Origin of the sequence: Kitasatospora sp. NPDC050463 (genome assembly GCF_040655255.1) — a bacterium.
Classification (GTDB): Bacteria; Actinomycetota; Actinomycetes; order Streptomycetales; family Streptomycetaceae; genus Kitasatospora.
This window is the reverse complement of the sequence record NZ_JBFAJO010000034.1, coordinates 21,285-46,625: the sequence shown is the minus strand read 5'-3', so window position 1 is coordinate 46,625 and position 25,341 is coordinate 21,285. Positions and strand designations below refer to the sequence as shown.

Sequence of the window (25,341 nt, the reverse complement as noted above, 5' to 3'; positions counted from 1 at the left end):
ATGACGTCACGTCAGGCGGGGGTGGAGGCGGCCAGGAAGTCCTGGAGGGAGACCAGGCAGCGCTGCTCCGCGTCCAGGAAGGCCACCGTCACCAGGGCGTCCACCGCCGGGCGGGCCGCCTCCGGCAGGTGGATCCGCTGCCGGAACCGGACCCGGAAGGTGATGCCCTCCTCGTCCCACTCCTCCTCCGAGGGGGAGTCGAGCCGGGTCCGCACCTCGACGAGGCCGCGGGGGATCTCCGCCAGGTAGTCGATCTCGGTGCGGGCGACCACCGCGATCAGCCGGTCGCCGTGGACGAGCCCCTGCCGGCCGAGCCAGTCCCACCGCCCGGCCTCCAGGTACTCCAGCGCGACCGCGTTGTTGACGTGCCCCAGCGCGTCGAGGTCGTTGGGGCGCACCGGGAGCATGAGGCGTGATTCGCCGAAGAACACGTCGGACCGTCCGTTGTGATCGTGCCGAAAGGACCGGCCGGGGGCCGGGAAGCGTACTGACGGGCCGAGCCCGGTGGCCGTACCCGCACGGCCGCGCCGGCGCCCGGCGGCCCCGCCCCCCGCGGGGCGCGGGCCGGGGCCGCCGGGCTCGACGTCAGCTGTCGAGGAGGTCCATCCAGGTGTCCTCGACCTCCTCGCGCGAGTGCACCTCGATCCCGGTGATCTTCTTCAGAGCGCCGCAGACCAGCTGCTCCTTCTTCTCCATCGCCTCGGGGCGGTAGCCGGTCTCGGCCGTGTCCAGGTGGTCCCACCAGTTGACGTGGGTGCCCCGGTCCTCCTTCTGGTCCCGGGCGCTGCCCAGGAGTTCGCCGTCCTCGCGGAGGAAGAGGTGGGCCACCGCGAAGGCGTCCTTGGCGTGGTACTCGCCGCTGTCCACCAGCGCCTTGGCGAACGACACGAAGTAGTTGCGGTGCTGGATCTCGTCGGCCGCGACCTGCTTGAAGATCCGGCGCAGACCCTCGTCCTGGATCACGTGCTGGCACTGGCCGTAGTTGACGGCGGCCGTGATCTCGGAGATCGCGAGCAGCACCAGGGTGCGCAGCATGTCGTCGTCCGGGAAGACCTTGCGGAAGGCGAGGAAGGTCTCGTCGTCGATCGCCTCCATCCCGCTGACGTCCGCCAGCCGGTTGAAGACCGTCTCGTGGTGGGCCTCCTCCTCGTTCCAGTAGCGGCTCCAGGTGCCGCACGCCTCCATGACCGCAGCGAGCGCCGGGTTGGTCTTCTCCCAGCGGCGCACCTCGGCCTCGGCCTGCCGCTCCAGACGGTCGGCGCCCGGCTTGGTGGTCAGCTCGGCCCGGCCGGCGTTCCAGACCAGGTTGCGGTCGAGCGGGGTGAGGCTGTCCAGATCGACGGCGGACAGCATCTCGACGACGCTCCACCGGCGGGACTCGTGCAGCCGCTGCTGCTCCCAGGTGACGTCCACGAGGGACATCCGGCGCACCGTCAGCGCGTCCCAGAGGTCGGTGATGATGGCCGGCGGCTCGGCGGGGACGACCGCCCTGCGGATGGCCGGAGCACCGAGGTCCGGGCCGGCGAGGTCCGTCTCGACGATGCTCACGCGGCGTCCTCCTTCGCCTTCTGCTTCTCGAACTCCTCCAGGAACACCTTCAGCACCATCGGCGTCGGGGTGTCCAGGGGCAGTGCGGGCAGCCGCACCCGCACGCCGTAGTCCTTGCGGAGGCCGTTGGCCGTCCGGGCGAACGCCTCCATCAGATCAATGCTGTTGGTCATTTTGGGGCTGCGGCCGATCACCTCGGCCAGTGTCACGTCGTCGGCGAAAACTTCCTCGTCCGCGAGGCCGGCGTGCTCGCCGAATTTCTGCCGGATGTAGGACTCAACTTCGGGCGTCACCATGGCTCGGAATCATACAAGTTGTCGATTACGCAGGCCAAGTGATGTCAGTTACAAGGAAGTTAACGAATCGTCAGATCAGTTCGCACCAGCACCGACAAGCCCCGGGCCGGAACGGGGGCTGACAATGGGAAGGGAATCGGAATTCGACCGAAATCACCGGACGCCCGACAGGTCGGCGGGCCCTGCCGCGGCCGGGTCCGGGCGGATCGTCACCGCTGCGAGCACGGCGACCGCGACTGCGAAGCCGATCGCCAGGTACCAGGTGTCCCGCGCCGCGCCGAGCGCGTCCGCCGCCGAGGTCGTCACGACGGAGACCGCGAGGGCCGTCCCGAGCACCGCTCCGAGTTGCCGGAAGGCCGCGTTCGCCGCACTCGCGGTGGCCAGCCGGGCCGGTTCGACCCCGGCCAGCGCGACCGCTCCCAGCACCGGCCAGACCAGGCCGGCCCCCGTGCCCATCACGACCGCACCGGGCAGCCAGTGCGTGACGAAGTCGGGCCCCGCTCCGCCTCCCCGGAGCAGCAGCAGCGTCCCGCAGGCGTAGAGCAGGCAGCCGGCGATCACCACCGGGCGGTCGCCGAACCGCTCCGCGAGCCGGCTCGCCGGGCGGGCCACCAGCGCGGTGGCGATCGGCGGCGGCGTGGTGGCCAGCCCGGCCGTGATCAACGACCAGTGCCAGTGCCCGGTCAGGAACAGGATGTTGTTGAGGATGACCATGTAGAAGGTCACCGAGAACAGCATCGATCCGAGGTTGCCGCCGATGGCGCCGCGCGAACGGAGCAGGTCCAGCGCGATGACCGGCGCCGGGTGGCGGGCACTGCGCAGCACCGCCGCCACCGCCAGCAACGCGCCGCCGGTCAGCGCACCGAGGGTGCCGGGGCTCGTCCACCCCCAGTCCGGACCTTTGACCAGGCCCAGCGCGAGCAGGCCGAGCGCGCCGCCGAGCAGCGCCGCACCCAACACGTCCGGGGTCGGACCGCCACGCTCGCGCTGCTCGGCGAGGGACCGGGAGGCCCACACGGCCACCACCCCGATCGGGATGTTCACCAGGAAGACCGCCCGCCAGGACCAGTGCTCGGCGAGCAGCCCGCCGAGTCCGGGCCCGATACCGGCGGCCAGCGCCGCCGCCGCCCCCCAGATGGTGATCGCGATCAGCCGCCGGGCCATCGGGAACATCGGCATCAGCAGGGCGAGCGAGGTCGGCACCAGGATCGCGGCGCCCACCGCCTGCACCAGCCGGGCCGCGATCAGCACCGCCGCCGAGCCGGCGAGGCCGCAGACCACCGAGGCCAGGGTGAAGAGCGAGAGGCCGACCGCGAACGACCGCCGGCAGCCGAGCCGGTCGGCAGCCCGGCCGGCCGGCATCAGGAAGGCCGCGATCACCACGTTGTAGCCGTTGAGCACCCAGGAGAGCGTCGGCAGGTCGGAGCCGGCGAAGGTCTTGGCGATGCTGGGGAACGCCACGTTCACGATGGTGCTGTCCAGGAAGGCCACGAAGGCCCCGAGACAGCAGAGCAGTACCGCTCCGACGGGCGGCCCGGCGGGCGGACTCGCCACGGCGGCATGTCCCTTGGCGGGTGCGACGGGCAGATCGGCCATGCGGGCGTCCTTCCTGGGCGACGGGGACGGGCGGTCGGTGCGCCGTCGGGGCACCGCGCCGCAGCGGACCGCGCCTTTCGGACCGCGCCCGCACACCGCCGTCGAGCCGCCGGACCCCGCCCGCGCCTCTCCCCCCTCGGGCACGCCTGCTCGACGCGCCCTCCACCGCACACCCCAGGGGCGTGTGCGGGCACGCGGACTGGCAATCCCCCCGCATGTGAGCCGAGTGCGCGACGCCACAACTCATCGCACCGCACGCCTCATCGGCCACGGCACAGGACGCACTCGACCCCCCGCACACGCCGGTGGGCGAGATCAGATTGCTCGTTGTTACCCGCCAGTGTCAATCCCCTACCGGCCTGCCGAAGCGGTCGGCGGGAAGCCCCTTGACGTTCTGTCAGCGTCGCTCCGCCCCCTCCCACCAGCCACGACGCCGACCGGTGCCACGCCTGCGCCGTGACCTCGACCACCGGTGCTTCGCCCACGCCCGGCCGACCGGCCGGGCCGCCCCCGACGGCTGCGGCCCCGCAGGAGATCCTGCGGGGCCGACTCGTCCACGCCGGGCCCGTCGAGCGGCCCGGCGCCGGTCAGTTGACGAAGACCGGGCTGCCGGACCGGGTGGTGTCGGTGACGGGGCCGTAGGCGGCGGAGAAGTAGCCGTCGGCCGGGCAGAGCGACGAACCGCCGCTCTTGGCGAAGTGCTCGTTGCGGAAGGCCATGCTGTGGGCGGCGTTGTCGGCGTTGCCGGTGAACGCGCCGCTGAGCTGGTAGGTGCAGGTGAGCGTGCCGAACCAGCTGTTGAGCACGGCGGTGGCCTGGATCGGCCCTGCGGTCCCCGCGGTGAGGGTGACCGGCAGCCCCGGGCCGTCGTCGACGGTGATGACGTGGGGCAGGTTGCCGACCGTCAGGCTGCGGACCGAGGTGACCCCGGTGACGTTGCTGGTGCAGGAGCCGAAGGTCAGCCCGGTCAGGGACTCCGTCGCCGCGCCGGGCGCCGCCGGATTGGTCAGCACCGTGGCGGCGAGCTGGGAGGTGGCGCAGGTGACGCCGGTGGTGCTGGTCGCGGCGGAGTAGAAGGTGGCGCGGGTGTTCGCGGCGAGCGGCGCGGCGAGCACGTCGCCCGCCGCGACGGCGTCGCCGCCCGCGCTGCCGGCGGTCAGCACGGGGGTGGCAGCGACGGGCCCCGGGGCCGCGGACGCGGGGACGGCGCCCAGCGCGAGTGCGGCGGTGGCGGCGAAGGTGGCGGTGGCGATGACGGCACAGTGACGGCGAAGGCGCATGGGAAAGCCTCTTCCTCGGTGAGGGGGAATCGAGAAGACGAACTTTCGCTGCTCCCCGACGGTGGGGATCGGGGGGCTGACTACGTTGTAGAGCCGTGTCCATGCACCGTCAAGGCGCTGCACCGAACTTGCTGACTTTTCGTCAGCAAGGGCGAAACGCCGGCCGCCGCTCCGCTGAATCCGCGCGCCGGGCGGCTCCCTCGCTGCCGGGCTCGTACGTGGTGGACCGCGTGCTGGACGTCCTCGGCCGTGCCGAGGCTGGTGGACGCCGGCGCCGCGTCAGTCGTGGGCCTGCGGTCCGGTGGACGGCGCGGCCACGCGCAGGGTGTCGCGCACGGCCCGCAACCGGTCGGCGGGGGCGCCAAGGCCGTGCACGGTCAGCCGGGCCGCCTCGACGCTCGGCGCCCGGTGGACGGCGAAGGCGAGGTTCGCGGACTGGTGCAGCATCCACTGGTGGTACGAGAGCAGTCGCAGCGCCTCGTCCCGGACGGCAGCCAGGTCGCCGTCCGCGGGCAGGGCGTGCAGCCAGTCGGCGAGCCTCGCGTAGTGCGCGGCCTGGCGCTGGAGGACCTCGGCCAGACCCACCGGCACCGGGCCGGGCTCGCCGCACGCGGCCACCGCCAGGTCGGTAGCCGCCTGCCCGGCGACGGCCTCGTCCAGTACCACGAGCAGCGCCGCCCGCTGCTCGCCGAGGTCGCCGAGGTCGCCGACGGTGGACGCGCAGGAGCGCGAGCGGCCCGCCCACCGGCGTAGCGCCGCCGGTCCGGCGTGCCGCCGCCCGAGCGGCGCTGCACCCACCGGTCACCTCCACAGTGCCCCTCCAGTGTGCGCCGCCCTCGCGCCCCGCGGGTCGCCGGTCGGCCCCGGCAGCGCTGCCCGGGGTTCTCGAAGCCGAAGCGCGGCACCCGGCGTCACGCGGAGCACTGGCTGCCGTGCGCGGCGCCCCGGCCCCTCGATGGTGGACGCCTTGGCCCGCGCACTCCCGTCGGAGAACGACGAGCACGTGCGCTGCCACGGCGCACGGTTCAAGACCCGTCCACTACTGGTCGATGGTCGCCCGGTGGCTCGCCGACCGCGGCATCACCGAGCTGCCTGCGATCACCCGGGGCGATCTGTCCGAGTTCGCCGACATTCGCGGCTTAACAACCAGAATTTCCGGCCTCGTGTACTAGGATCCGCCGCTAGCGTCACTCGATCGACCGTTGCCCACCCAATGACAGGAGGCCCAATGATCGGCGTGCTCGTGACTTTCGCGCAGACCGAGAAGTTCGACCGTTCAACTATCGCAAGGATTGCCGACGAACTCCGAGTACCGTTCGAAGGCATGGCCGGCCTTCGCTTCAAGAGCTTCATGCTCGACGAAGACGGCCTCCGGGCAAGGAACTTCTACGTGTGGGATGACGAGGAGAAAGCCCGTGCCTTCTTCACCCAGGAGATCGTCGAGAAGGTGACGGGGGTCTATGGCGTCCCGCCAAGAATCGAATTCCTCGACATCGTGGGATTCGTCGACAACTCCGGCACCTGATCCTCAAGGAGGCCGTCGCACGAACCCCTGCCGTCCGGGCCACATCGGACCATCGGGGCATGCCACAGGACTTCCTGGTCAACAGACCGCAGCAGGCCCGGAGAGCCGCCCATGGGTCGGCCGAGCACCTTCTGCTCGATCCGCTCCCGGATCGCGGCCTCCTCGGCGTCGAAGGCGCTGTCGTCGGAGGGCGGCACGCGCGGCACCCGGCCTTCGAGGGGCGCCGAGGAGGTACCCGGTCGGCGTATCCGTCCACGGGCCTGCAGCGATACTGCGAGAAGCTCCGGCGCCCCCACCCGGAGCACCTCCCAGTGGGTCAGCCGGTCGTTCAGCGGTGCTCGGGGTTCTCGGAGTCGAAGCGGCAGCCAGCCCCGCCGATCCCCCACCGTGCACGGCCGTGCGCCCGGAGCTACCGTCGACAGCAGGTCAACTCCGCTTCTTCTCACAATTCAGGAGGTTCCCATGGCAGCTGACGCCGTGCAGGTGGCACCCGACGTGTACAAGGTCCTCTTCGAGAACGACCGGGTACGGCTGCTCGAGGCCCGGCTTCAGCCCGGCGCCACGACTGCCATGCATCACCATCGCGACAACCTCGTCTACAACCTCGTGGACGGGCAGGCGGCCTTCACCGACGAGTCCGGTGAGACCCTCGAGGCACCGCTCGCGAGTGGCCAGACGATGTGGTTCCCGGCCGTGGACCACTCCACGCACAACACCGGAAGTACCGAGATCCGCTCACTGCTGTTCGAACTGAAGTAGCGGCCCGCGCGAGCGGTACGCGGGCCTGGATCGAGCGGGTGACGGCGGGTCTGCGAGCCGCAGGCCACGCGACGTCACCCGCTCGGCGGCCGAGCTGCCCAACCTGCACCGAGCGCAGGACCGTCCTCGCCCCTGCGCGTCACTCCTTCCCGTCGGTGTCTGCGCTGACGGTCGGCGTTCCCATGTTCGTGAGCGTCTCCTGGGTACGCTCGACCGCATCACGCCCGACGTCGACATCGAGGGCGCGAGCTCCCGCCCCGCGCCCCCGCCGCTCGGCAGCGGGACGGCGTCGCTTCCGGTGACACCGCCCATCCTGGTGAGCAGCTCGACCAGGTGGCCGCACGCACGGATGCGGTGCTGGACCGGATCCGGCCGTTGCATGGCGAGGGTGATGTCGCCGTGGTCGCTCACGGCCATCTGGCGCGTGTGCTCACCGTGCGCCGGCTCGGGCTCGATGCGTCCGCCGCCCGCCTTCTCGGCCATCCGCATCCGGCACTCTCAGTTTCCCGGCCGTCGAGCACGGGCAGCCGGTCATCTACGCCTGGAACGTCCCGTAGCGGCGGACCGTCGTCATATCCGCCGTGAGAGGTGTCGGAGAAGATGAGTGCTGCGGCGATGCCGGCGCACCCGGCGAAGTGGGGCCTTGCACTCGTAGCGGCGGTGGGTCGGCGGAAGCCGTTCCGCCAGGCCACGGTCCCCTCGATCACCCAGCGGTGCCGACCAAGACGCTGGAGGACTCAACGCCTCGGCGGGCGATCCGGACGGTGAGCCGGCGGCGTCGCAGGTAGGAGCGGATGAAGCAGTGGTCCTCCCGGATCCGGCCGGTCCTGCGTCCTTACGGAACCAGAACGAGGGCCGGCCGGAGCATGCGCAGGAATACAGCGGCCTCGTAGGTTGTCAGTAGCAGCGCAAACCGATGTCCGTCACCTGAGGGAGAAGACCATGGCGACCGAGAAGGCCGTCCTTGCCGGGGGCTGTTTCTGGGGCATGGAGGAGCTCTTCCGCCACCAGCCAGGGGTGGTAGACACCCGCGTGGGCTACACCGGCGGCGAGGTCCCGAACGCCACCTACCGCAACCACGGCAACCACGCCGAAGCCATCGAGGTGCACTACGACCTTGCCCGGACCGACTTCCGGGCCCTGCTGGAGTTCTTCTTCCAGGTCCACGACCCGTCGACGAAGAACCGCCAGGGCAACGACATCGGTGCCAGCTACCGCTCGGCGATCTTCTACCTAACCGACGAGCAGAAGCGGGTCGCCGAGGACACCATCGCCGACGTCGACGCCTCAGGCCTGTGGCCGGGCAAGGTCGTCACCGAGGTCAGCCCGGCCGGGGACTTCTGGGAGGCCGAGCCCGAGCACCAGGACTACCTGAAGAAGTTCCCCAACGGCTACACCTGCCACTTCCCCCGCCCCGGCTGGAAGCTGCCCCGGCGCGCGACCGCCTAGCCTCGGCCGGCCCCCGCCAATACGCGGGGGGAATGTCGCTTCCAGCTCGGAGGAGGGCTCCACCCGCGACGTGCGGGGGTCGGTCACCTGGGGACGGGCGACCAGGTGTTGATTGGATCGGCGGCCGACGTGAAGCGGGCGGCGCCGCTGATCCAGCGCGCGTTCGGCGGCCACGACGAAGTCGTCCTGGGTAGGTCCGGATCGCAGCCGGTATTCCATCAGCATCGGGCAATCTCCCCCCTCTTCGGCGCCGCCACGCGTCTCATCTGTGTTCGGGGTTCTCGAAGTCGAAGCGGCAGCCGGCGTCCCACTCGGAGCGCTGGTTGCCGTGGGCGGGGATGCCGCCGGCGTCCTTGAGCATCCGGGCGAGGTGGAGCAGGTTCCAGGTCATGAAGGTGGCGTTGCGGTTGGTGAAGTCGTTCTCCGGACCACCCGAACCCGGGTCAAGGTAGGACGGCCCCGGGCCTGCCTCGCCGACCCAACCCGCGTCCGCCTGCGGCGGGACGGTGTAGCCGAGGTGTTGGAGGCTGTAGAGGACGTTCATCGCGCAGTGCTTCGCACCGTCCTCGTTCCCGGTGATCAGACAGCCGCCGACCCGCCCGTAGTAGGCGTACTGGCCCTCGGAGTTGAGCAGCGAGGAGCAGGAGTAGAGCCGCTCGATCACCTGCTTCATCACCGAGGAGTTGTCCCCCAGCCAGACCGGGCCGGCCAGGACGAGGATGTCGGCCGCCATCACCTGGCTGTAGAGCACCGGCCAGTCGTCGGTCTCCCAGCCGTGCTCGGTCATGTCGGGCCAGACGCCGGTGGCGATGTCGTGGTCGACCGCCCGGAGCACGTCGACCTGGACGCCCTGGCGCTGCATGATCCCGGTGCTGATGTCGATCAGGCCCTGGGTGTGGCTGCGTTCGGGTGAGCGCTTGAGGGTGCAGTTGACGACCAGGGCGCGCAGGTCGTCGTAGGTGCGGGGCGAGGTGGACATCGGCGGGCCCTTTCCGAGGGAGGCGGTCGCCCACCAGTCCAGCCGCAGGTCCCGGGCGCCGCCCGTCGGACTGGGCCGACCGCGCGAGCCGGCCGGCCGGGGGCGGGGTCAGCCCTCGTCCACCGGCGGCTCGACCGGGGCCTCGACCGGGGGCAGGACCGGGGTGACCAGCAAGCGCGCGGCCAGCACCGCACCGCCGGTGACGGCGGCCAGGGTGGCGTCGTGGAAGGGACGCAGGTTGCGCTCGTGCCAGAGCGTCTGGGTGGTGGCCCAGGCGGCGTCCAGGGCGCGGGCGACGGAGAAGCTCCCGACCAGGTGCTGCAACGACTCGGCGGCCCGGGCGTCCGGCGTGCCGAGCTGTGCCTCGAAGACCGCCCGGGCCTCGGCCTCCGCCTGCTCCAGCAGTTCGGCGGCCCTGAGGTGGTCGGCGTGCACGGGCGGGGTGTCCGGCGTGGTGCGGCGCTCGATGCAGGTGGCAACCAGGGCCAGCGGGAGGTCGTGGCTCAGGTGCGCGCTCATCCCGGCGAACGCGAACTGGATCGGCCGGACCGCCCGGTCGCCCCGGGCCTCGAACAGCGGCTGCCAGGCCTCGTTGACCGGGCGGCCGGCGTCGGCGGCCTCGACCGCGTCGAGGTACAGGTTCGCGAGGGCCGCCTCCAGACCCTCGGTGAACGCCCGGTCCTGGAAGGAGCCCGCGGCCGCCGTCCGGCCGGTCAGTTCGGCGACCCGCAGGTACATCCGGTTGAAGCAGGCCACACCGTCCGCCGGGGCCAGCCGGGCCTCGACCGCCCGCAGCCGCTCGACGACCTCGTCGATGCTCTTCACGGCCCTGGCGTGCGACTGGGGCATGGCCATCCCTTTCGAAGCGGTCGGTGCGGGGTCGGACCCGACTGCCACGTATACACAGCGGGCACCGCCGCCGGGCCCGCGCGCAGCCCGGACACACCGCCGCCCGTCACCCGAACCGCCCACCGCCCACCACCCACCGCCCGATCGCGGCAGGACCGGAACGCGCGCGGGGCCGCCTCCGCCCGCGGGCGGAGGCGGCCCCGGCCGGCCGGGCTCAGGGGCGAGTGCCTCCCCGGGTCGAGACGGCCACGTAGTCCACCCGCATCGGGTGCCCCGGCTCGGTGGCCGGGCCTGGGGTGGCACCGAGCGCGGCGGGCAGGTTGCCGCCGACGGCGACGTTCAGGATCAGGAACAGGCCGTGGTTGACGGCCTTGTCCCACGTCGCACGGTCCATCTGCGCGGCCACCACCCGGTGGTGCTCGCGGCCGTCGAGGTACCAGCGGACCTGCTCGGCGCCGGCCGTGAGGTCGACCTCGACCGCGTACCGGTGGAAGCCGGTGCGGCAGTCGGCGCCGCAGGGCCGGTCGCCCGAACCGAGTCCCTTCGGCTCCTGGCAGGGCCCGCCGTCCAGGGTGCCGCAGTGCATCGTGCCGAACACCGAGTCACGGCCGTTGACCTGCTCCATCACATCGAGTTCGCCGATCGCGGGCCAGCCCGTGTAGCCGTCGCGCAGCTGGGAGCCGAGGGTCCAGAAGGCCGGCCAGTAGCCGGCGGCGGCCGGTCCGGTGACGTCGGGCAGCGCGATCGAGGCCTCGATCCGCAGCACCCCGCCGGGCGGCGGAGCGAGGTCGGACCGGCGGGACGCTATCCGGCCCGAACTCCACCGGCCGTTCTCCAGAGTGGGGACGATCTCCAGCGCGCCCCGGCCGTCGAGGTGGACGTTGGCGGTCGAGTCGGTCATCGTCTCGACCTCCCCGGTACCCCACTGGGGTGCCGGGCAGCCGGGGTAGCAGGTGCCCAGGTCGTACTGCCAGTGGTCGGCGGACGGGCGGCTGCCGGCCGGGCCGCCGAAGTCGTCCCGCAGCACCGGGGTCCAGCCGTCGGCGCCGGCCTTCCCGGGCCCGGCGGCGGAACCCGCCGGGGCGGCGACGGCGGGCACCAGTCCGGCCTCGGTCAGCAGCCGTTCGAGCCGGGGCGTGAGCACGACGGCCGCGACGTTGGTCAGGTGCGCGTCGTCCCGGTAGAGCAGGATGCGCTCCAGGACGGCCGGGCAGCTGCGCCCCGCACCGGGGCACAGGACGGAGTTCAGCTCGACCGACCGGACGCCGGGCACCCGGCCGGCCGCGATCTCCTCGGCGAGCGGGTCGGGCCACTGCGCACGGCTGCGCGGGAACTCGCAGGCGGCCGGGTCCCCGGTGTGCCCGGAGACGCAGGCCGGGACGTCCGTCCCGGGGATCGGGGTGTCCTGGAGGTAGACGATGGGCACGCCGAGCGCACGCAGCGGCGCCAGCGTCCGCTCCCAGCCGTCGAGCAGGAGCCGGCGGTCGTCGGTGTAGCGGTTGAGCGCGGAGACGACGATCAGCCTGGGCTTCGGCCCGCTCCTCAGCCGCTCCAGGGCGGCCGCCCGCCAGTTGTCGCATTCCCAGTAGGTGCGGCCCAACTGCGGGTTGACCACGTCGAGTTCCGGCAGCGGGCAGCCCTGCTTGACCAGTTCCTCCAGTGCCCAGTGGCGCTGGGCCGCGATGGCCAGCACCGGGGAGAACCACTGGCCGGCGTGCGAGTCGCCGAGCAGCACGATCCGGTCCGGGCTGGTGGTCTCGCCGAACAGGCAGGCGGGGCTGGTGACGGCGCTCGGCGCCACCTCGCACTCGCCGTCGGGCGGGAAGTCCTTGCGCGCCTGCGCGGCGGCCGGGACGACCGGGCCGTTCTCGGGCGCCGTGGCGGTGCGCACCAGCAGCGAGGTGCCGTCGGGCGAGCCCGGTGGCAGACCGAGCAGGTCCACCGGGCCGGCCGGACCGAGCAGCCGCAGCGTCCCGGTGCCGACGACCAAGGCCAGCACCACCGGGACGATCACCGAGGTGAGCCCCAACGAGAGCCCGCGCCTGGGGAGTTCGGAGACGGTACGACTACGGCGCAGCGGCTGCTCGATCCAGCGCAGCACCGCCACGGCGGGCGGCACGGCCGCCGCGCTCAGCGCCGCCTTGGCCGGCCAGCCGAGCGTCCCGAGCCGGGCCTCGGCGAGCACCAGCACCGGCCAGTGCCAGAGGTAGAGGTTGTAGGAGAGCCGGCCGACCGCGCGCGGGGCGCGCAGGCCGAGCAGCCGGTCCACCCCGTAGCCGGTGGCGACGCCCGCGTGGCCGCCTCGCCGGTCGGGCGTCCCGGCCAGGATGATCGCGGCGGTGGCGAAGGTCGGGACCAGCGCGGCGTACCCGGGGTAGGGGGTGCGGGCGTCGTAGGCGACGACGCACCAGCCGATGGCCAGCAGCCCGGCCCAGCCGGTGAGCAGGCGCGGGAGGCGCGGTCCGCGCAGTCGATGCCAGGGCAGCAGGGCGAGCAGTGCCCCGACCCCGAACTGCCAGACGCGGGACGGCGTACCGAGGTAGGCGAGGGAGACGGAGTCGTGCGTCCAGTGCAGCGACAGGGCGAAGGAGCCGAGGGTCAGCGCCCCGGCGACGGCGGCCGCCACCGTCCGCACGGCCCGGCCGCGGCGGACCGCCCGGGCCGCCAGGAACCCGATCAGCGCGACCAGCGGGGCCCAGACCAGGTAGAACTGCTCCTCCACCGCGAGCGACCAGAAGTGCAGCAGCGGGCTCGGGTCGCGCCCGGCCGCCAGGTAGTCGGTCTGCTGGGAGACGAAGCGCCAGTTGGCGACGGAGAGCGCCGAGGCGAGCACGTCGTGCTCCAGGTCGGCGCGGCGCAGCGGGACGGTCAGCCAGGCTCCGGCCAGGGCGACCGCGCCGAGCACCACCGCGGCGGAGGGCAGCAGCCGGCGGGCCCGGCGGGAGAAGAACTCCCCCAGCCGGACCCGGCCGGTGGTGACGGCCTCGCGCACCAGCAGACCGGTGATCAGGTAGCCGGAGACGACGAGGAAGACGTCGACCCCGACGAAGCCGCCGGCCAGGCCGGGTACGGAGGCGTGGAAGGCGAGCACCGCGAGCACCGCCACCGAGCGCAGGCCCTCGATGTCGGGACGGAAGCCGGCCGGGCGGGGTGCCGGCCCCGGGCCGCCGGACGCCCGCGCGCCGGAGCCCCGGGAGCCGGAGCCGCCGCGCGGCGGGCCGGGGATGGTGCAGGTGTCCGGAAGGAGGTCCGGAACCGTGGTCGGAGACATCGGTGTGACCACCTTTCAACCCAGCCAGGGCAGCATCGGGCGGACCCAGCCGGAGGCGAGCAGGGCGGTGAGCACGAGGGTGGCGGTGGCGGCCAGCGCTTCGGGCCAGCGCCTGGGCAGCATGCCGGTCCGCCCGGAGCGCCCGGGCAGCAGTCGTCGCAGCGCGCCGGAGCGGGCCGGGGCGACCGCGCTCCCGGTGCCCGGGCGGAGCTCGCCGACCAGGTCGCGGATCAGCGGGAGGCCGATCTGGCACTGCACGGCCAGGTAGAGGCCGAGGCCCCAGTTGGGCTCCCAGCCGTTGCGGGCCACCGCAAGGGCGAGGCCCGCCGCGGCCGCGCCGACGGAGGCGCAGAGCCAGCCGAGCGAGACCAGGACCACCCGGCGGGCCAGGCCGCCCGGCTTCGCCCGGTTCGCGCCGGTGGGCACCCAGGCCGCGCTGCGGCCGCGCAGGGTGTGCCAGAAGGCGGCGCCGGCGGCCACGCTCATCAGCACGTTGGAGCGGACCACCTCGATCCGCCAGCGGGTCCGGCTGATCCGGGGCAGCAGGACGTGCCAGAGCCAGAGCGGCGCGAGCAGCGGCAGGACGTGCCAGGGCCGGATCTGGTCCGGGTACCAGAACATCATCACCAGCGGCGGCAGCGGAGCCACGAAGAGGTTCACCGCCGCGGCCAGGTAGCCGACGATGCCCTCGTAGAAGCAGAGCCGCATCCGCCAGGGCGCCCGGATCTGCCTGAGGACGGGTGAGCCGAGAAGGTGCAGGTTGCCCATCGCCCAGCGGTACTGCTGGTTGACGAAGGAGGCGAGGTTGTCGGGCGAGGTGCCCTTGGCGACCAGGACCGGGACGTAGAGCGTCCGGAACCCCTGCGCGTACAGGCCGAGGCCGGTGAAGAGGTCCTCGCTGTGGTCGAGCCGGGCGAAGCCGCCGGCCGCGTCGACCGCCGCACGCCGGTAGACCGCGTTGCTGCCGCAGCAGATCGCCGCGTCGCTGGCGTCCCGGGACGGCTGGATCCAGCGGAAGAACCACTCCTGCGCCGAGCCGGCGGCACGCTGGATCCAGCCCATCGTCTCGTCGGTGTCGAAGCACTGCGGGCTCTGCACGATGCCGATCCGGGGGTCGGCGAAGTACGGCACCAGGTGCCGCAGGAAGTCCGGCCTGGGTGCGAAGTCGGCGTCCAGGATGGCGATGTACTCCGCGCTGCTCAGGGTGAGCGCGTGGTTGAGGTTGCCCGCCTTCTTGAGGTGCCCGCGGTCGGGGCGCACGACGTACCGGTAGCCGTGCGCGGCCGCCAGGTCGGCGACCTCGGCGCGGTCGGCGTCGTCGAGCACCCAGACGGTGAGCGCGCCCGGCCAGTCGAGTTCCCGGACGGCCCGGTAGGCGTTCTCCAGGACGTCGAGCGGTTCGCCGCAGGTCGGCAGGTAGAGGTCGACGGTCGGCAGGTCACCGGGGTTCCAGGCGTGCACCAGGACCTCGTGCGACTGCCTGGTCAGCCGCCGCTGGCGGAGGCTGTTGACCGAGGAGAGCCCGAGCGCGACGACGTTGAGCGCGAGGACGGCGAGGAAGCCCCAGAGGGCCGGGGTCCGCAGCGAGAAGGTGAACATCGTCGCCGCGGTGAAGACGAAGGCCAGCGAGGTGAGAACCAGCACCCAGCGGCGCTGTGGTCCGAAGTACCAGTACAGCTCCTGATCGGACGGAGGTTGAGGAAGGTGTTGGACGGTCATGAGGCCCCCACAGCCGCGTTTCTGACAGCGCCGCGGTCACAGTACCTCATTGGTATAGACCATTTGGTCGACCGTCCGTGGGCTGGGACACCCTTCGCCCGCCTCCGTGGTCATGCGACCTCCCCGGCCGGGGCTCGACGGGAAACAGCAGGTCAGCCGGGGGTCGACAGCCGTCCGGCATCCCCCGGCGCCCGCCGGGCGCACCCTCGGCACCCCGCCCCGACGCCTCCGGAACCTCGCCGCGGCACCGCCCCGACGCCTCCGCGCCGGCGCCCGGACCGCGCCACGGCCCCCGATCGCCCACCACCGGTCACTCGCCCGTCACCACCCGGCCCACCTGTCGCCCCGCTCCCGAACGTCACCTCTCCCCCACCCGTCGCCCCCACCCGTCGCCCCGCTCCCCCGAACGGCCGCGCGGCCGACCCGTTCGGCGCAGTCCGGATCGTGCCGGCGGCCCGGTGTTCCCACACTCGGAGGCGGGGGTGGACTCAACCGGAGAGGCATCCTCATGAGCATCGGGCTTCGCCGCGTCGTCGCGGTGGCCGCAGTGGTAACCGTCGGAATGGGCCTGGCGTCGTGCAGCAGCGCCAAGCAGTCGTCCGGTGGCACGTCCTCGGGCAGTGCGTCCGCGAGCGCCGGAGGAGCGATCAAGATCGGCCTGCTCCTGCCGGAGACCAAGACGACCCGCTACGAGCAGTTCGACCGCCCGCTGATCGAGCAGAAGATCAAGGAACTGGCGCCGAACGCGCAGATCGACTACTACAACGCCAACGAGAACGCGACCACCCAGCAGACCCAGGTGGACACCGCGCTGACCAAGGGCGACAAGGTACTGATCCTGGACGCGGTGGACTCCAAATCGATCCAGTCCTCCGTCAAGAAGGCGCATGACGCGGGCGTGAAGGTGGTCGCGTACGACCGCCTGGCGCAGGGGCCGGTCGACTCCTACGTGTCGTTCGACAACAAGAAGGTCGGCGAGCTGCAGGGGCAGGCCCTGGTGGCGGCCGTCGGCGACAAGGCGAACGCCGGGTCGATCATCATGATCAACGGTTCGCCGACCGACCCCAACGCGGCCGACTTCAAGGCGGGCGCGCACAGCGCGATCGACGGGAAGCTCAAGATCGGCAAGGAGTACGACACGCCGAACTGGGACCCGAACAACGCCAACCAGGAGGCGTCCGCGGCGATCACCGCGATCGGCGGGCCGAACGTCGTCGGCGTGTACTCGGCCAACGACGGCATGGCCGCCGGCATCGCGACCGCGCTGAAGGCGGCCGGCCTCAGCGTGCCGCTGACCGGCCAGGACGCCCAGCTGGACGCGGTCCAGCGGATCCTCGCGGGCACCCAGACGATGTCGATCTACAAGCCGTTCAAGCCGGAGACGGACGCGGCCGCGCGGATGGCGGTGGCGTTCGCCGAGGGCAAGACCCCCGAGCCCGAACTGGTACCGACGACGGTGACCAACGGCAGCGGCAACAAGGTGCCGGCCGACCTGATCACCCCGATCGTGCTGACCAAGGACAACATCAAGACCACGGTGGTCGCCGACGGCCTCTACACCGTCCCGCAGATCTGCACGCCCGACTACGCCGCCGCCTGCGCCCAGGCCGGCCTCACGTAACACCCGCAGGCCGCCTCGCGGTCCGGGCCGCCCCGATCGCCGGGGCGACCCGGCCCCGACCCCCGAGGCGACCCGGCCCCGAAGCCGGCGCCGACGCTAAGCCGAAGATGCCCCGCCGAAGCAAAGACGCCCCGCCTCCCCGGAGGCGGGGCAAGGGAGTTGGTCACTGTGGCAGGTGAGACCGTGCTGGCCCTGCGCGGGGTCTCCAAACGGTTCGGCGCCGTCCAGGCGCTCACCGACATCGAGCTGGAGGTGCACACCGGCGAGGTGGTGGCACTGGTCGGAGACAACGGTGCCGGCAAGTCCACCCTGGTCAAGGCGATCGCCGGGGTGCACCAGCCGGACGAGGGCGTCATCGAGTGGCAGGGCCGCCCGGTGGCCATCCACCGCCCCCAGGACGCCCAGCACCTGGGCGTGGCCACCGTCTACCAGGACCTCGCGCTCTGCGACAACCTCGACGTCGTCGGGAACCTCTTCCTGGGCCGCGAGATCAAGCGCTTCGCCGTCCTCGACGAGGTGGAGATGGAGAAGCGATCCCGCGAGCTGCTGGACACCCTCTCCATCCGCATCCCCAGCGTGCGGATCCCGATCGCCTCGCTCTCCGGCGGCCAGCGCCAGGTGGTGGCGATCGCCCGCGCGCTGATCGGCTCGCCCAAGGTCGTGATGCTGGACGAGCCGACCGCCGCCCTCGGCGTGGAGCAGACCGCACAGGTCCTGGACCTGGTCGAGCGGCTGCGCGACCGGGGCCTCGGCGTGATCCTGATCAGCCACAACATGGCGGACGTGATGGCGGTCGCGGACACCGTCGCGGTCCTCCGCCTCGGCCGCAACAACGGCGTCTTCGAACGACGCGCCACCAACCAGGAACAGATCATCTCGGCCATCACCGGTGCCACGGACAACGCGGTGACCCGCCGACAGGCCCGCGGCACGGAGGGCTCCCAGTGACCGACAACATTCCGGGCGGCGACGAAGGCCGCCGCCACCACCCCCTGCCCGAGGACAGCATGCCCAAGGGCGGCGTCAACGCCCCCGTCCCGGTGGCGCCGTCGGCGACCCCGGTCGTGGACCCACGGCTGATCGTGCGGCAGGAGGGCCTCAAGGGCTACCTGGGCGAGTTCCGCCGGCGGGTGAGCAGCGGCGAACTCGGCTCGCTGCCGGTCGTCCTGGCGCTGATCGTCATCTGGGCCGTCTTCGGCAGCCTGGACAGCACCTTCCTCTCCGCCCAGAACCTCTCCAACCTGTCGCAGCAGATCGTCGGCACCGGCATGATCGCCATCGGCGTGGTCTTCGTGCTGCTGCTCGGCGAGATCGACCTCTCGGTGGGCTCGGTCAGCGGTCTGTGCGCGGCCATCTACGCCGTCCTCGACGTCACCCACGGGGTGAACCAGTGGGTCGCGCTGCTCTCCGCCGTCGTCGGCGGCGCGGTCGTCGGCCTGATCCAGGGCCTGTTCTTCGCGAAGGTCGGCGTGCCGGCCTTCGTCGTCACCCTGGCGGGCAACCTCGGCTGGAACGGCGCGATGCTGCAGGTCCTCGGCGCCAGCGGCACCGTCAACCTCCCCGGCACGGACATCGTCTCCCGCCTCTACAGCACCATCTACAGCCAGCAGATCGCCGCCTACGGCGCCGCCGCCGTGGGCGTGCTGCTGTTCGTCGCCGCCTCACTGGCCGACACCAGACGGCGCCGGGCGGCCGGCGTGCCCTACCGGCCGGTGGCCGACCTGGTGCTGCGGACGACGGTCCTGGCCGTCGTCGCGTTCCTCGCCGCTTACACCCTCAACCAGTACAAGGGGCTGCCGCTCGCGCTGCTGATCTTCCTGATCTTCATCGTGGTGCTGGACTTCGTGCTGCGCCGCACCACCTACGGACGCCAGATCTTCGCGCTCGGCGGCAACATCGAGGGTGCGCGCCGCGCCGGTATCAACATCTCGTGGATCCGGATCAGCGTCTTCATCATCTGCTCCACCATGGCGGGCATCGGCGGCCTCTTCCTGGCCGCCCAGATCCAGTCCGCCAGCCAGACCTCCGGCGGCGGCAACCTGCTGATGAACGCCATCGCGGCCGCGGTCATCGGCGGCACCAGCCTCTTCGGCGGGCGCGGCAAGACCTGGTCGGCCCTGCTCGGTGCGCTGGTGATCGGCTCGATCCAGTCCGGGATGAACATCGAGGGCCTGAGCAACGCCATCCAGTTCATGATCACCGGCGCCGTGCTGCTGGCCGCCGTGGTCGTCGACTCGCTCGCCCGCCGCACCCAGAAGGCCGCCGGCCGCGCCTGACCGCCACCGGCTCCCCGGGCACGACGGAGGCCCGCTCCACCTCGGTGGAGCGGGCCTCCGTCGTCGCATCCGCCCGGGATCAGAGCACCGGGGCCGGGATCAGAGCGCCGGGGCCGGGAAGGTCGGGTACTCCACGCCGGAGACGTACTGGACGACCCGGATCACCTGGCACGAGTAGCCGAACTCGTTGTCGTACCAGAGGTAGAGGATCGCGTTGTCGCCGTCGACCATGGTCGGGCCGGCGTCCACGATCGAGGCGTGGCGCGAGCCGATGAAGTCGCTCGACACCGCGTCGGGGGCGGTGACGAAGTCGATCTGGCGCCGCAGCGGCGAGGTCAGCGACACGTCCCGGAGGTAGTCGAGGACCTCCTCGCGGGTGGTCTCGCGACCGAGGCGCAGGCTGAGGATCGCGATCGACACGTCCGGCACCGGCACCCGGATCGAGCTACCGGTGATCTTCGCGTCGAGGTCGGGCAGCGCCTTCGCGACGGCGGAGGCGGCACCGGTCTCGGTGATGACCATGTTCAGCGGCGCCGAACGGCCCCGGCGGTCCGAGCTGTGGTAGTTGTCCAGCAGGTTCTGGTCGTTGGTGAACGAGTGGACGGTCTCCACGTGGCCGCGCAGAACGCCGTACTCGTCCGCCATCGCCTTCAGCGGCGGGACGATCGCGTTGGTGGTGCAGGACGCGCAGGACAGGATCTGCTCGTCCGGCTTGATCATGTCGTGGTTCACACCGTGGACGATGTTCGGGACGTCGCCCTTGCCCGGCGCGGTCAGGACCACCTTCTCGATGCCGGGGCGCAGGTGCTTCGACAGCCCCTCGCGGTCCCGCCACCGGCCGGTGTTGTCGATCAGGATCGCGTCCTTGATCCCGTACTCGGTGTAGTCCACCTTCGTCGGGTCGTCGGAGTAGATCACCGTGATCGCGTGACCATTGGCGATGATCTTGTTGTTCGCCTCGTCGACGGTGATCGTGCCGTTGAACTGGCCGTGGATCGAGTCGCGCCGCAGCAGCGAGGCGCGCTTCACCAGGTCGTCGCCCGCACCCTTGCGGACGACGATGGCACGCAGCCGCAGGCCGTTGCCCGAGCCGGCCTTCTCGATGAGCAGGCGGGCCAGCAGCCGGCCGATCCGGCCGAACCCGTACAGCACGACGTCGCGCGACCCGCGACGCTCCAGCTTGTTGGCTCCCGTGGCGCCGGCCACCGCCTCCGCGGTGAACTCCGCCACCGACAGACCGCGGTCATCGGCCTTGTACGTCGCGGCGAGCATGCCGATGTCGATCTGGGAGGGGCCGAGGTCCAGCGCGGTGAGCGCGTGCAGGAACGGCAGCGTCTCGGTGACCGAGAGCTCCTCACCGGCTATCTGGCGGGCGAACCGGTGGGTCTTGAGGATGCTGACCACCGACTTGTTCACCAGGGAACGGCTGTGCAGCAGAACGGTGACGTCCCGCTCCCGCTGCAGCCTCCCGATGATCGGGATCATCGACTCCGCGATCTCCTCGCGGTTCATCCAGTTAGTGAACACGTCTTCGTTGACAGTCACAGGTCCATCTTTCGAGCTAGGCGAATGCCTACATGCTAGCTTTGAGCCATTTTGGCCTCTCAGCCGGACCCACCCCGAGCAGGGATTTCCCGCCACCGGGGCCCCGGACACCCGCGCCACCACCGGGCCGGCGGGCCCCGCGCGCGGCCCCGGAGCCTCCCGGTGCCGGCATCGCCCGATGGAACCCGGCGACGGTCACAGCGGCGTCGAAGCCGGGCCCGGGCCGGCCGGACAGCGGGCCCTCGTGGACGGGCCGGTCGCAAGCGACCTTCCGGGGCGCCCCCCGTCGTCACCCCGGGTGGCGATCAAGCCACCGGCCCGGCCGCCCGGCCGCCCCCCGGGGGGCTCAGGCCCGGCGGGGCTCGGTGGTCAGGGTGGTGGAGAAGACGGGTCGGCCCGCCTGGGTGGCGTCGACGCGGGTGCGGGAGCGGCCCTCGGCGTCGGGGGGTTCGGGTGCGGCCGTCAGCTGGCACGGCTGGTCGAACTCGACGTAGCGCAGGAACGTGCTGTCGAAGGCGACCGGGACCACCGGGTACGGCAGGGCGGCCTGGGTCGCCTGGACCACGGCCTCCAGCAGCACCATGCCCGGCACGTGGTCGTGCGGGTGGTCGAAGAGGACCCGGTGGCCCGTGTCGGTGCGCAGCTGCCACCGGCCGGCCGTGCCCGTCGGTGAGATGACGACGTCGCGCCGGTGCAGGCGGCCCACCAGCGTGGCGGGGGCCGGCAGGGTGAGGGGGATCGCCCGGGCGAACGCCTCGCCGGCGTCGGCGTAGCGGCCGCGCAGTCGGTCGTAGAGGGCGGGCGGGTGGCTGGTGTAGTGCAGTTCGGCCGTCCCGAGGTGGCGCCCGTCCCGCCGGGCCTCGACCTGGGAGACGAGGTGGGCGGAGCCGAGCCGGCGGCGGGTGATCGAGCTGTGCGAGATGCGCAGCTCGATCCCGGCCGGGCGGGAAGTCGTGCGCAGCTCGTCCGAGTTGACGGACGTTCGGATACGCTCCAGACCGAAGCGGTACCCGAGCGGGATGCCGTGGACGGCATGACTCAGCACGGACAGCGCCTGACGGGCGCTCTCGGTGAACAGCAGGGGGCTGTAGCGGCCGCCCTCGGTGTAGAAGGGGTGGTCGTGCGGCCATCGCAGGGTCACCCACTGGGTGGCGCCGCAGACGTCGCCCCAGTCGGTGACGAGTGCTTCGGCCGCCATGGACTTGCCGACGAGGACCGGTATCTCCGGCGCGGCCGCCGGCCGGGTGGTGGCCGTGTGCTGAACGAGTGTTGGACGCGACTCCATGATGAGCCGTCTCCCCCCGGAGTGAGTGTGGCGGAGGACGGGAACGTCGCGATCGCCCCTCCAGCCTATAAAATGAAGAATACTCTTCTTTATCAAGCAACATGAGGTGTTATCGCATGGTGGGACGCCCAGTGAAGCAGGAGCGGGCCGAGCGGACGCGGGCCGCCCTCGTCCAGGCCGCCGCGAAGCTCTTCGGAGAACAGGGCTTCTCCGGGACCAGCGTCGTGAAGATCGCCGACGAGGCGGGCCTGACCCTGGGCGCGGTGTACTTCCACTTCAGGAACAAGAGCGAGCTGGCCCGGGAGATCGTCTTCCGGCAGCCCGAATGGGTGGTGACCCCGCACCCCTCGGAGGGGCTGCAGCGCGTCGTCGACGTCTCGCTCACCTGGGCCTGCCAGCTCCTCGACAACCCCATCCTTCAGGCGGGCGCCCGACTGGTCTGGGAGCAGGAGCAGTTCAACTCCCCGGACGAGAACTCCCACCGCCAGTGGGCCGAGATCGTCATGGAGGACCTGGTCGTCGCCCAGCGCCGCCGGGAGCTGCGGGCCGGTACCGACATCCAGGCCCTCGCACGCCTGGTGGTCTATGCGTGTACGGGCGCCCAGATGCATTCGTTCATCGAGACCAGGCGGGCCGATCTCCCGGAGCGCGTCGTGGAGTTCTGGCAGCTCCTGCTTCCCGCCGTCGCGACGCCGGGCACCGCCAGGCGGATCGAGCTCTCGGAGTGCCGGGGGCGGCCGCAGTAGCGCGGACGCCCGGGCCCGTGGCCCACGGTCTGTTTCCCGGATGGTCGACCGTCCCGACTGGTGCACCGCGCGGCGGGCCCGGAACAATGATCCACATCCGAGTTCGAGGACACCGAGGACCGGCTCGCGGGTCTGTCGGCGCCGCGGGCAGGGGGGCGAAGCACATGGAACACGGCCAGGGGCTGTTGCAGGGCAAGACCGTCATGATCACCGGAGCGTCCAGCGGGATAGGCGCGGCCGCCGCCCGGCTGTTCGCCGCCGAGGGTGCGGCCGTGGTGCTGATGGCCCGCCGCGTGGAGTTGCTCGACCGGCTCGCCGAGGAGATCCGCTCCGGGGGCGGCCGGGTCGAGGTGGCACCGGGCGACGTGACGGCGACGGCCGACGTCGAACGCGCCGTCAGCACGGCGGTGGAGGCGTTCGGCACCCTCAACGGCGCGTTCAACAACGCCGGTTGGGGATCGATCGGCTCAGAGCTGCACGAAACGGACGACGCGGTCTACGACCGGATCATGGACGTCAACGTGCGCGGCGTGTGGAACTGCCTGAAGCGCCAGGTGCCGGTGATGCTGCGCCAGGAGTCGGGCGGGTCGATCGTCAACACCGCCAGCATCGCGAGCCTGTTCGCCACCGGCGCGGTCTCCCCGTACGTCGCGGCCAAGCATGCCGTGCTCGGTCTGACCCGGGCCGCGGCAGCCGAGTACGGGGTGCGCGGCATCAGGGTCAACGCACTGGTGGTCGGGACCACCCGCACCGAGCTGATCGAGGACGCCGTGCGCCGGGTACCGCGGCTGGAGCAGTTGGCGGTGGCCAGGTCCATCCAGCCCCGGCTCGCCGAACCGGTCGAGGTGGCGCGCGCGGCGGCCTGGCTGCTGAGCGACCAGGCCTCGTTCGTCACCGGTGGAGCCGTCCCCGTCGACGGCGGTTGCAGCGCCGTCTGACGGGGCCGGCGGGGGGACTCTCGCCCGGGGGGCTCAAGTCAGGCACTGCTCTCCACAGCCGATGAGCTCCCAGATGCGGCTGATGTGTTCCACGGACTGCCCGTCCAGGGGCTCCTTGCGGCAGGCCCGTTGGCGGATGCAGGACTCCGCACCGGTGACCAGGTACCCGGCCAGGTTGGCGAGGGTGGTCCGGTCGCCGTACGGGCCCAACTCGGCCTCGCGCGTCTCCTGCAGACGCTCCCTGATCACCGGGACCCAGGTCGTCGACCAGTCCGGCTCGCCGGGTTGCTCTCTGGCGAGCCGGGCCGCGGCGCGCACCACGGCCTCCCGTTCCAGCAGGTCGGCCAGCGCCAGTGTCAGCGAGATGACCGACTGGACCGGGGGCTCGCTGCGCGCCGTGACCTGACCCACCACAGCCCGGGTCACGGCGTGCCCCTGGGTCCGGACCACCGCGGCCATCTCCTCCTTGCTCTGGAAGTGGAAGGTCAGGGCCCCGGTGGTGATTCCGGCCGACCTCGCGATCCGCGCCAGGGACGCCCCCGCGTATCCGTCGCGGTCGAACTCGCCAGCGGCCGCGCTGACCAGGTTCTGTCGCGTCCGGGCCGCCCTCTCTTGCATCATCATGCTCCTGTCAGATGTGGCGTTCATGCACCCGCACCATAGGCGTAAAAAAAGAATGCCACTATTTTTGTAGCGGGGCCGCCTCCCCGTGGTGCATCCTGTGTAGAACTGGTGTACAGGGGGGACTTTATGACTCTGACGGCAACCTCTCGAACCGAACTACCAGGTCAGCCCCGGGCCGTGGTGTCGATTCAGTACCGACGGACCGAGAAGACCGCCGAGCCGCAAGCGATCCGGGTGCTCGTCGTCGCCGGCGACCACGACGCGGCCGAAGAAAGGGCACACGACCTCCGACGACAGGGGTACTGCACGAGGCTCGCCAGCACTGGCGCAGAGGTGCTGAGAACCCATGAGCACTCGGACATGATCCTGCTCGACCTCGATCTTCCCGACATCGACGGCCTCGAAGTGTGCCGTTCGATACGAGCGAGCGGAGACAAGCCCATTATCACTCTCACCGGACGCGACACGGAACTGGACCGGGTCCTCGCCCTCCAGGCGGGCGCGGACGACTGCGTCGTCCGTTCCTGCGGTCCACGCGAGATGACGGCGCGCATCGAGGCCGTCCTCCGACGGGCTCATCCTAGACCGGCCCCCATCCGCATATTATCCATCGGCCCTCTCCACGTTGACGAAAGGACCCGCGAAGTCCGCCTGCACGGCGAGCGGGTGAGCCTCACCGCCAAGGAGTTCGAGCTGCTGCACATCCTGGCCTCGAACCCCGGGAACGTCATGTCACGCAAGGATCTGATGGCCCGGGTCTGGGACACCGACTGGGTGGACTCCAGCCGGACCATCGACACCCACGTACGCAACCTCCGCGCGAAGCTGGGAGCCAGCACCTGGGTAATCACCGTCCGCGGCATCGGCTACCGCATCGGCCACGGCTGACGACCGGCGCCCGCGGACGCGCGGCCCCGTCGGCTCGCACCCGCCGGCTCGCACCCTCGCGGGAACACACCCGCACGGACGCACCTCGTAGACGCACCCTCGTAGACGCGCAGTGAAGACGCATTGAAGACGCATTGAAGACGCGCA

Annotated in this window: 23 protein-coding genes and 1 pseudogene; 10 read left to right on the top strand and 14 right to left on the bottom strand. The window is 71.7% G+C overall.

The features are described from left to right. Positions 1 to 11: 11 nt before the first annotated feature. The 6 genes from AB0J08_RS21960 to AB0J08_RS21935 form a co-directional block, all read right to left on the bottom strand. Positions 12 to 407 (bottom strand): acyl-CoA thioesterase, encoded by a 396-nt coding sequence (locus AB0J08_RS21960; RefSeq protein ID WP_360636661.1) that lies wholly within the window; start codon positions 405 to 407, stop codon positions 12 to 14. A 178-nt stretch (positions 408 to 585) separates the two neighbouring features. Then, the gene (locus AB0J08_RS21955; protein WP_360636658.1) at positions 586 to 1,548 is read right to left on the bottom strand and encodes an acyl-ACP desaturase; all 963 of its coding nucleotides are present in this window, start codon (positions 1,546 to 1,548) and stop codon (positions 586 to 588) included. After that, the gene (locus AB0J08_RS21950; protein WP_360636655.1) at positions 1,545 to 1,844 is read right to left on the bottom strand and encodes a hypothetical protein; all 300 of its coding nucleotides are present in this window, start codon (positions 1,842 to 1,844) and stop codon (positions 1,545 to 1,547) included. Before AB0J08_RS21950 ends, AB0J08_RS21955 begins: the two co-directional genes overlap by 4 nt. 153 nt (positions 1,845 to 1,997) lie before the next feature. Further along, positions 1,998 to 3,440: an MFS transporter gene (locus AB0J08_RS21945; protein WP_360636652.1), complete on the bottom strand. Its 1,443-nt coding sequence runs from the start codon at positions 3,438 to 3,440 to the stop codon at positions 1,998 to 2,000. Between the two features lie 587 nt (positions 3,441 to 4,027). Further along, positions 4,028 to 4,720: a Tat pathway signal sequence domain protein gene (locus tag AB0J08_RS21940; protein ID WP_360636649.1), complete on the bottom strand. Its 693-nt coding sequence runs from the start codon at positions 4,718 to 4,720 to the stop codon at positions 4,028 to 4,030. A gap of 279 nt (positions 4,721 to 4,999) precedes the next feature. Continuing rightward, entirely contained in the window at positions 5,000 to 5,518 is a 519-nt protein-coding gene (locus AB0J08_RS21935) for a hypothetical protein (RefSeq protein ID WP_360636646.1), read from the bottom strand. A 430-nt stretch (positions 5,519 to 5,948) separates the two neighbouring features. Here AB0J08_RS21935 and AB0J08_RS21930 point away from each other — a divergent pair, with 430 nt between their 5' ends. The 3 genes from AB0J08_RS21930 (at position 5,949) to AB0J08_RS21920 (ending at position 7,589) form a co-directional block, all read left to right on the top strand. Continuing rightward, positions 5,949 to 6,245 carry a hypothetical protein gene (locus tag AB0J08_RS21930; protein ID WP_360636643.1) on the top strand — a complete coding sequence of 99 codons (297 nt, stop codon included), beginning with the start codon at positions 5,949 to 5,951 and terminating at the stop codon, positions 6,243 to 6,245. Positions 6,246 to 6,707: 462 nt separating this feature from the next. Further along, entirely contained in the window at positions 6,708 to 7,004 is a 297-nt protein-coding gene (locus AB0J08_RS21925) for a cupin domain-containing protein (RefSeq protein WP_360636640.1), read from the top strand. Between the two features lie 333 nt (positions 7,005 to 7,337). After that, positions 7,338 to 7,589 carry a histidine phosphatase family protein gene (locus tag AB0J08_RS21920; protein ID WP_360636637.1) on the top strand — a complete coding sequence of 84 codons (252 nt, stop codon included), beginning with the start codon at positions 7,338 to 7,340 and terminating at the stop codon, positions 7,587 to 7,589. Positions 7,590 to 7,669: 80 nt separating this feature from the next. Here AB0J08_RS21920 and AB0J08_RS21915 read toward each other — a convergent pair. After that, positions 7,670 to 7,788: pseudogene (locus AB0J08_RS21915) on the bottom strand (IS5/IS1182 family transposase); the annotation flags it as partial. A 158-nt stretch (positions 7,789 to 7,946) separates the two neighbouring features. Between AB0J08_RS21915 and msrA the strand changes: the two are divergent. Continuing rightward, positions 7,947 to 8,453 carry a peptide-methionine (S)-S-oxide reductase MsrA gene (gene msrA / locus AB0J08_RS21910; RefSeq protein ID WP_360636634.1) on the top strand — a complete coding sequence of 169 codons (507 nt, stop codon included), beginning with the start codon at positions 7,947 to 7,949 and terminating at the stop codon, positions 8,451 to 8,453. A gap of 262 nt (positions 8,454 to 8,715) precedes the next feature. Here msrA and AB0J08_RS21905 read toward each other — a convergent pair whose 3' ends face one another. The 4 genes from AB0J08_RS21905 to AB0J08_RS21890 all read right to left on the bottom strand — a co-directional run bounded on the left by AB0J08_RS21905 (position 8,716) and on the right by AB0J08_RS21890 (position 15,271). Further along, a complete protein-coding gene (locus tag AB0J08_RS21905) occupies positions 8,716 to 9,432 on the bottom strand; it encodes a flavodoxin family protein (RefSeq protein ID WP_360636631.1) in 717 nt (238 codons plus the stop codon). 108 nt (positions 9,433 to 9,540) lie between these two features. Further along, entirely contained in the window at positions 9,541 to 10,281 is a 741-nt protein-coding gene (locus AB0J08_RS21900; protein WP_360636628.1) for a DUF5995 family protein, read from the bottom strand. 214 nt (positions 10,282 to 10,495) lie between these two features. Then, entirely contained in the window at positions 10,496 to 13,552 is a 3,057-nt protein-coding gene (locus AB0J08_RS21895) for an acyltransferase family protein (RefSeq protein ID WP_360636625.1), read from the bottom strand. A 15-nt stretch (positions 13,553 to 13,567) separates the two neighbouring features. Then, complete coding sequence (locus tag AB0J08_RS21890) at positions 13,568 to 15,271, bottom strand: cellulose synthase catalytic subunit (RefSeq protein ID WP_360636622.1); 1,704 nt, start codon at positions 15,269 to 15,271, stop codon at positions 13,568 to 13,570. Positions 15,272 to 15,779: 508 nt separating this feature from the next. On the opposite strand from AB0J08_RS21890, the gene AB0J08_RS21885 reads away from it, so the two are divergent. From AB0J08_RS21885 to AB0J08_RS21875, 3 genes are all read left to right on the top strand, one after another. Next, positions 15,780 to 16,892: a substrate-binding domain-containing protein gene (locus AB0J08_RS21885; RefSeq protein WP_360636619.1), complete on the top strand. Its 1,113-nt coding sequence runs from the start codon at positions 15,780 to 15,782 to the stop codon at positions 16,890 to 16,892. 159 nt (positions 16,893 to 17,051) lie between these two features. Continuing rightward, on the top strand, positions 17,052 to 17,840 hold the full coding sequence (locus tag AB0J08_RS21880; protein ID WP_360636616.1) for an ATP-binding cassette domain-containing protein: 789 nt from the start codon (positions 17,052 to 17,054) through the stop codon (positions 17,838 to 17,840). A 59-nt stretch (positions 17,841 to 17,899) separates the two neighbouring features. Further along, positions 17,900 to 19,168: a sugar ABC transporter permease gene (locus AB0J08_RS21875; protein WP_360636780.1), complete on the top strand. Its 1,269-nt coding sequence runs from the start codon at positions 17,900 to 17,902 to the stop codon at positions 19,166 to 19,168. Between the two features lie 99 nt (positions 19,169 to 19,267). Here AB0J08_RS21875 and AB0J08_RS21870 read toward each other — a convergent pair whose 3' ends face one another. Continuing rightward, a complete protein-coding gene (locus AB0J08_RS21870; protein ID WP_360636613.1) occupies positions 19,268 to 20,713 on the bottom strand; it encodes a glyceraldehyde-3-phosphate dehydrogenase in 1,446 nt (481 codons plus the stop codon). A gap of 346 nt (positions 20,714 to 21,059) precedes the next feature. Beyond that, positions 21,060 to 21,998 (bottom strand): ScbA/BarX family gamma-butyrolactone biosynthesis protein, encoded by a 939-nt coding sequence (locus AB0J08_RS21865; RefSeq protein WP_360636610.1) that lies wholly within the window; start codon positions 21,996 to 21,998, stop codon positions 21,060 to 21,062. A gap of 116 nt (positions 21,999 to 22,114) precedes the next feature. On the opposite strand from AB0J08_RS21865, the gene AB0J08_RS21860 reads away from it, so the two are divergent. Both AB0J08_RS21860 and AB0J08_RS21855 read left to right on the top strand, forming a co-directional pair. Continuing rightward, entirely contained in the window at positions 22,115 to 22,744 is a 630-nt protein-coding gene (locus AB0J08_RS21860) for a ScbR family autoregulator-binding transcription factor (RefSeq protein ID WP_360636607.1), read from the top strand. 203 nt (positions 22,745 to 22,947) lie between these two features. Continuing rightward, on the top strand, positions 22,948 to 23,682 hold the full coding sequence (locus tag AB0J08_RS21855) for an SDR family oxidoreductase (RefSeq protein ID WP_360636777.1): 735 nt from the start codon (positions 22,948 to 22,950) through the stop codon (positions 23,680 to 23,682). 33 nt (positions 23,683 to 23,715) lie between these two features. On the opposite strand, the gene AB0J08_RS21850 is transcribed toward AB0J08_RS21855, so the two are convergent. Then, positions 23,716 to 24,330, bottom strand: coding sequence for a TetR/AcrR family transcriptional regulator (locus AB0J08_RS21850; protein ID WP_360636604.1), 615 nt, complete (start codon positions 24,328 to 24,330; stop codon positions 23,716 to 23,718). A gap of 153 nt (positions 24,331 to 24,483) precedes the next feature. Between AB0J08_RS21850 and AB0J08_RS21845 the strand changes: the two genes are divergently transcribed. Then, positions 24,484 to 25,194 carry a response regulator transcription factor gene (locus AB0J08_RS21845; protein WP_360636601.1) on the top strand — a complete coding sequence of 237 codons (711 nt, stop codon included), beginning with the start codon at positions 24,484 to 24,486 and terminating at the stop codon, positions 25,192 to 25,194. The last annotated feature ends 147 nt before the right edge of the window (positions 25,195 to 25,341 follow it).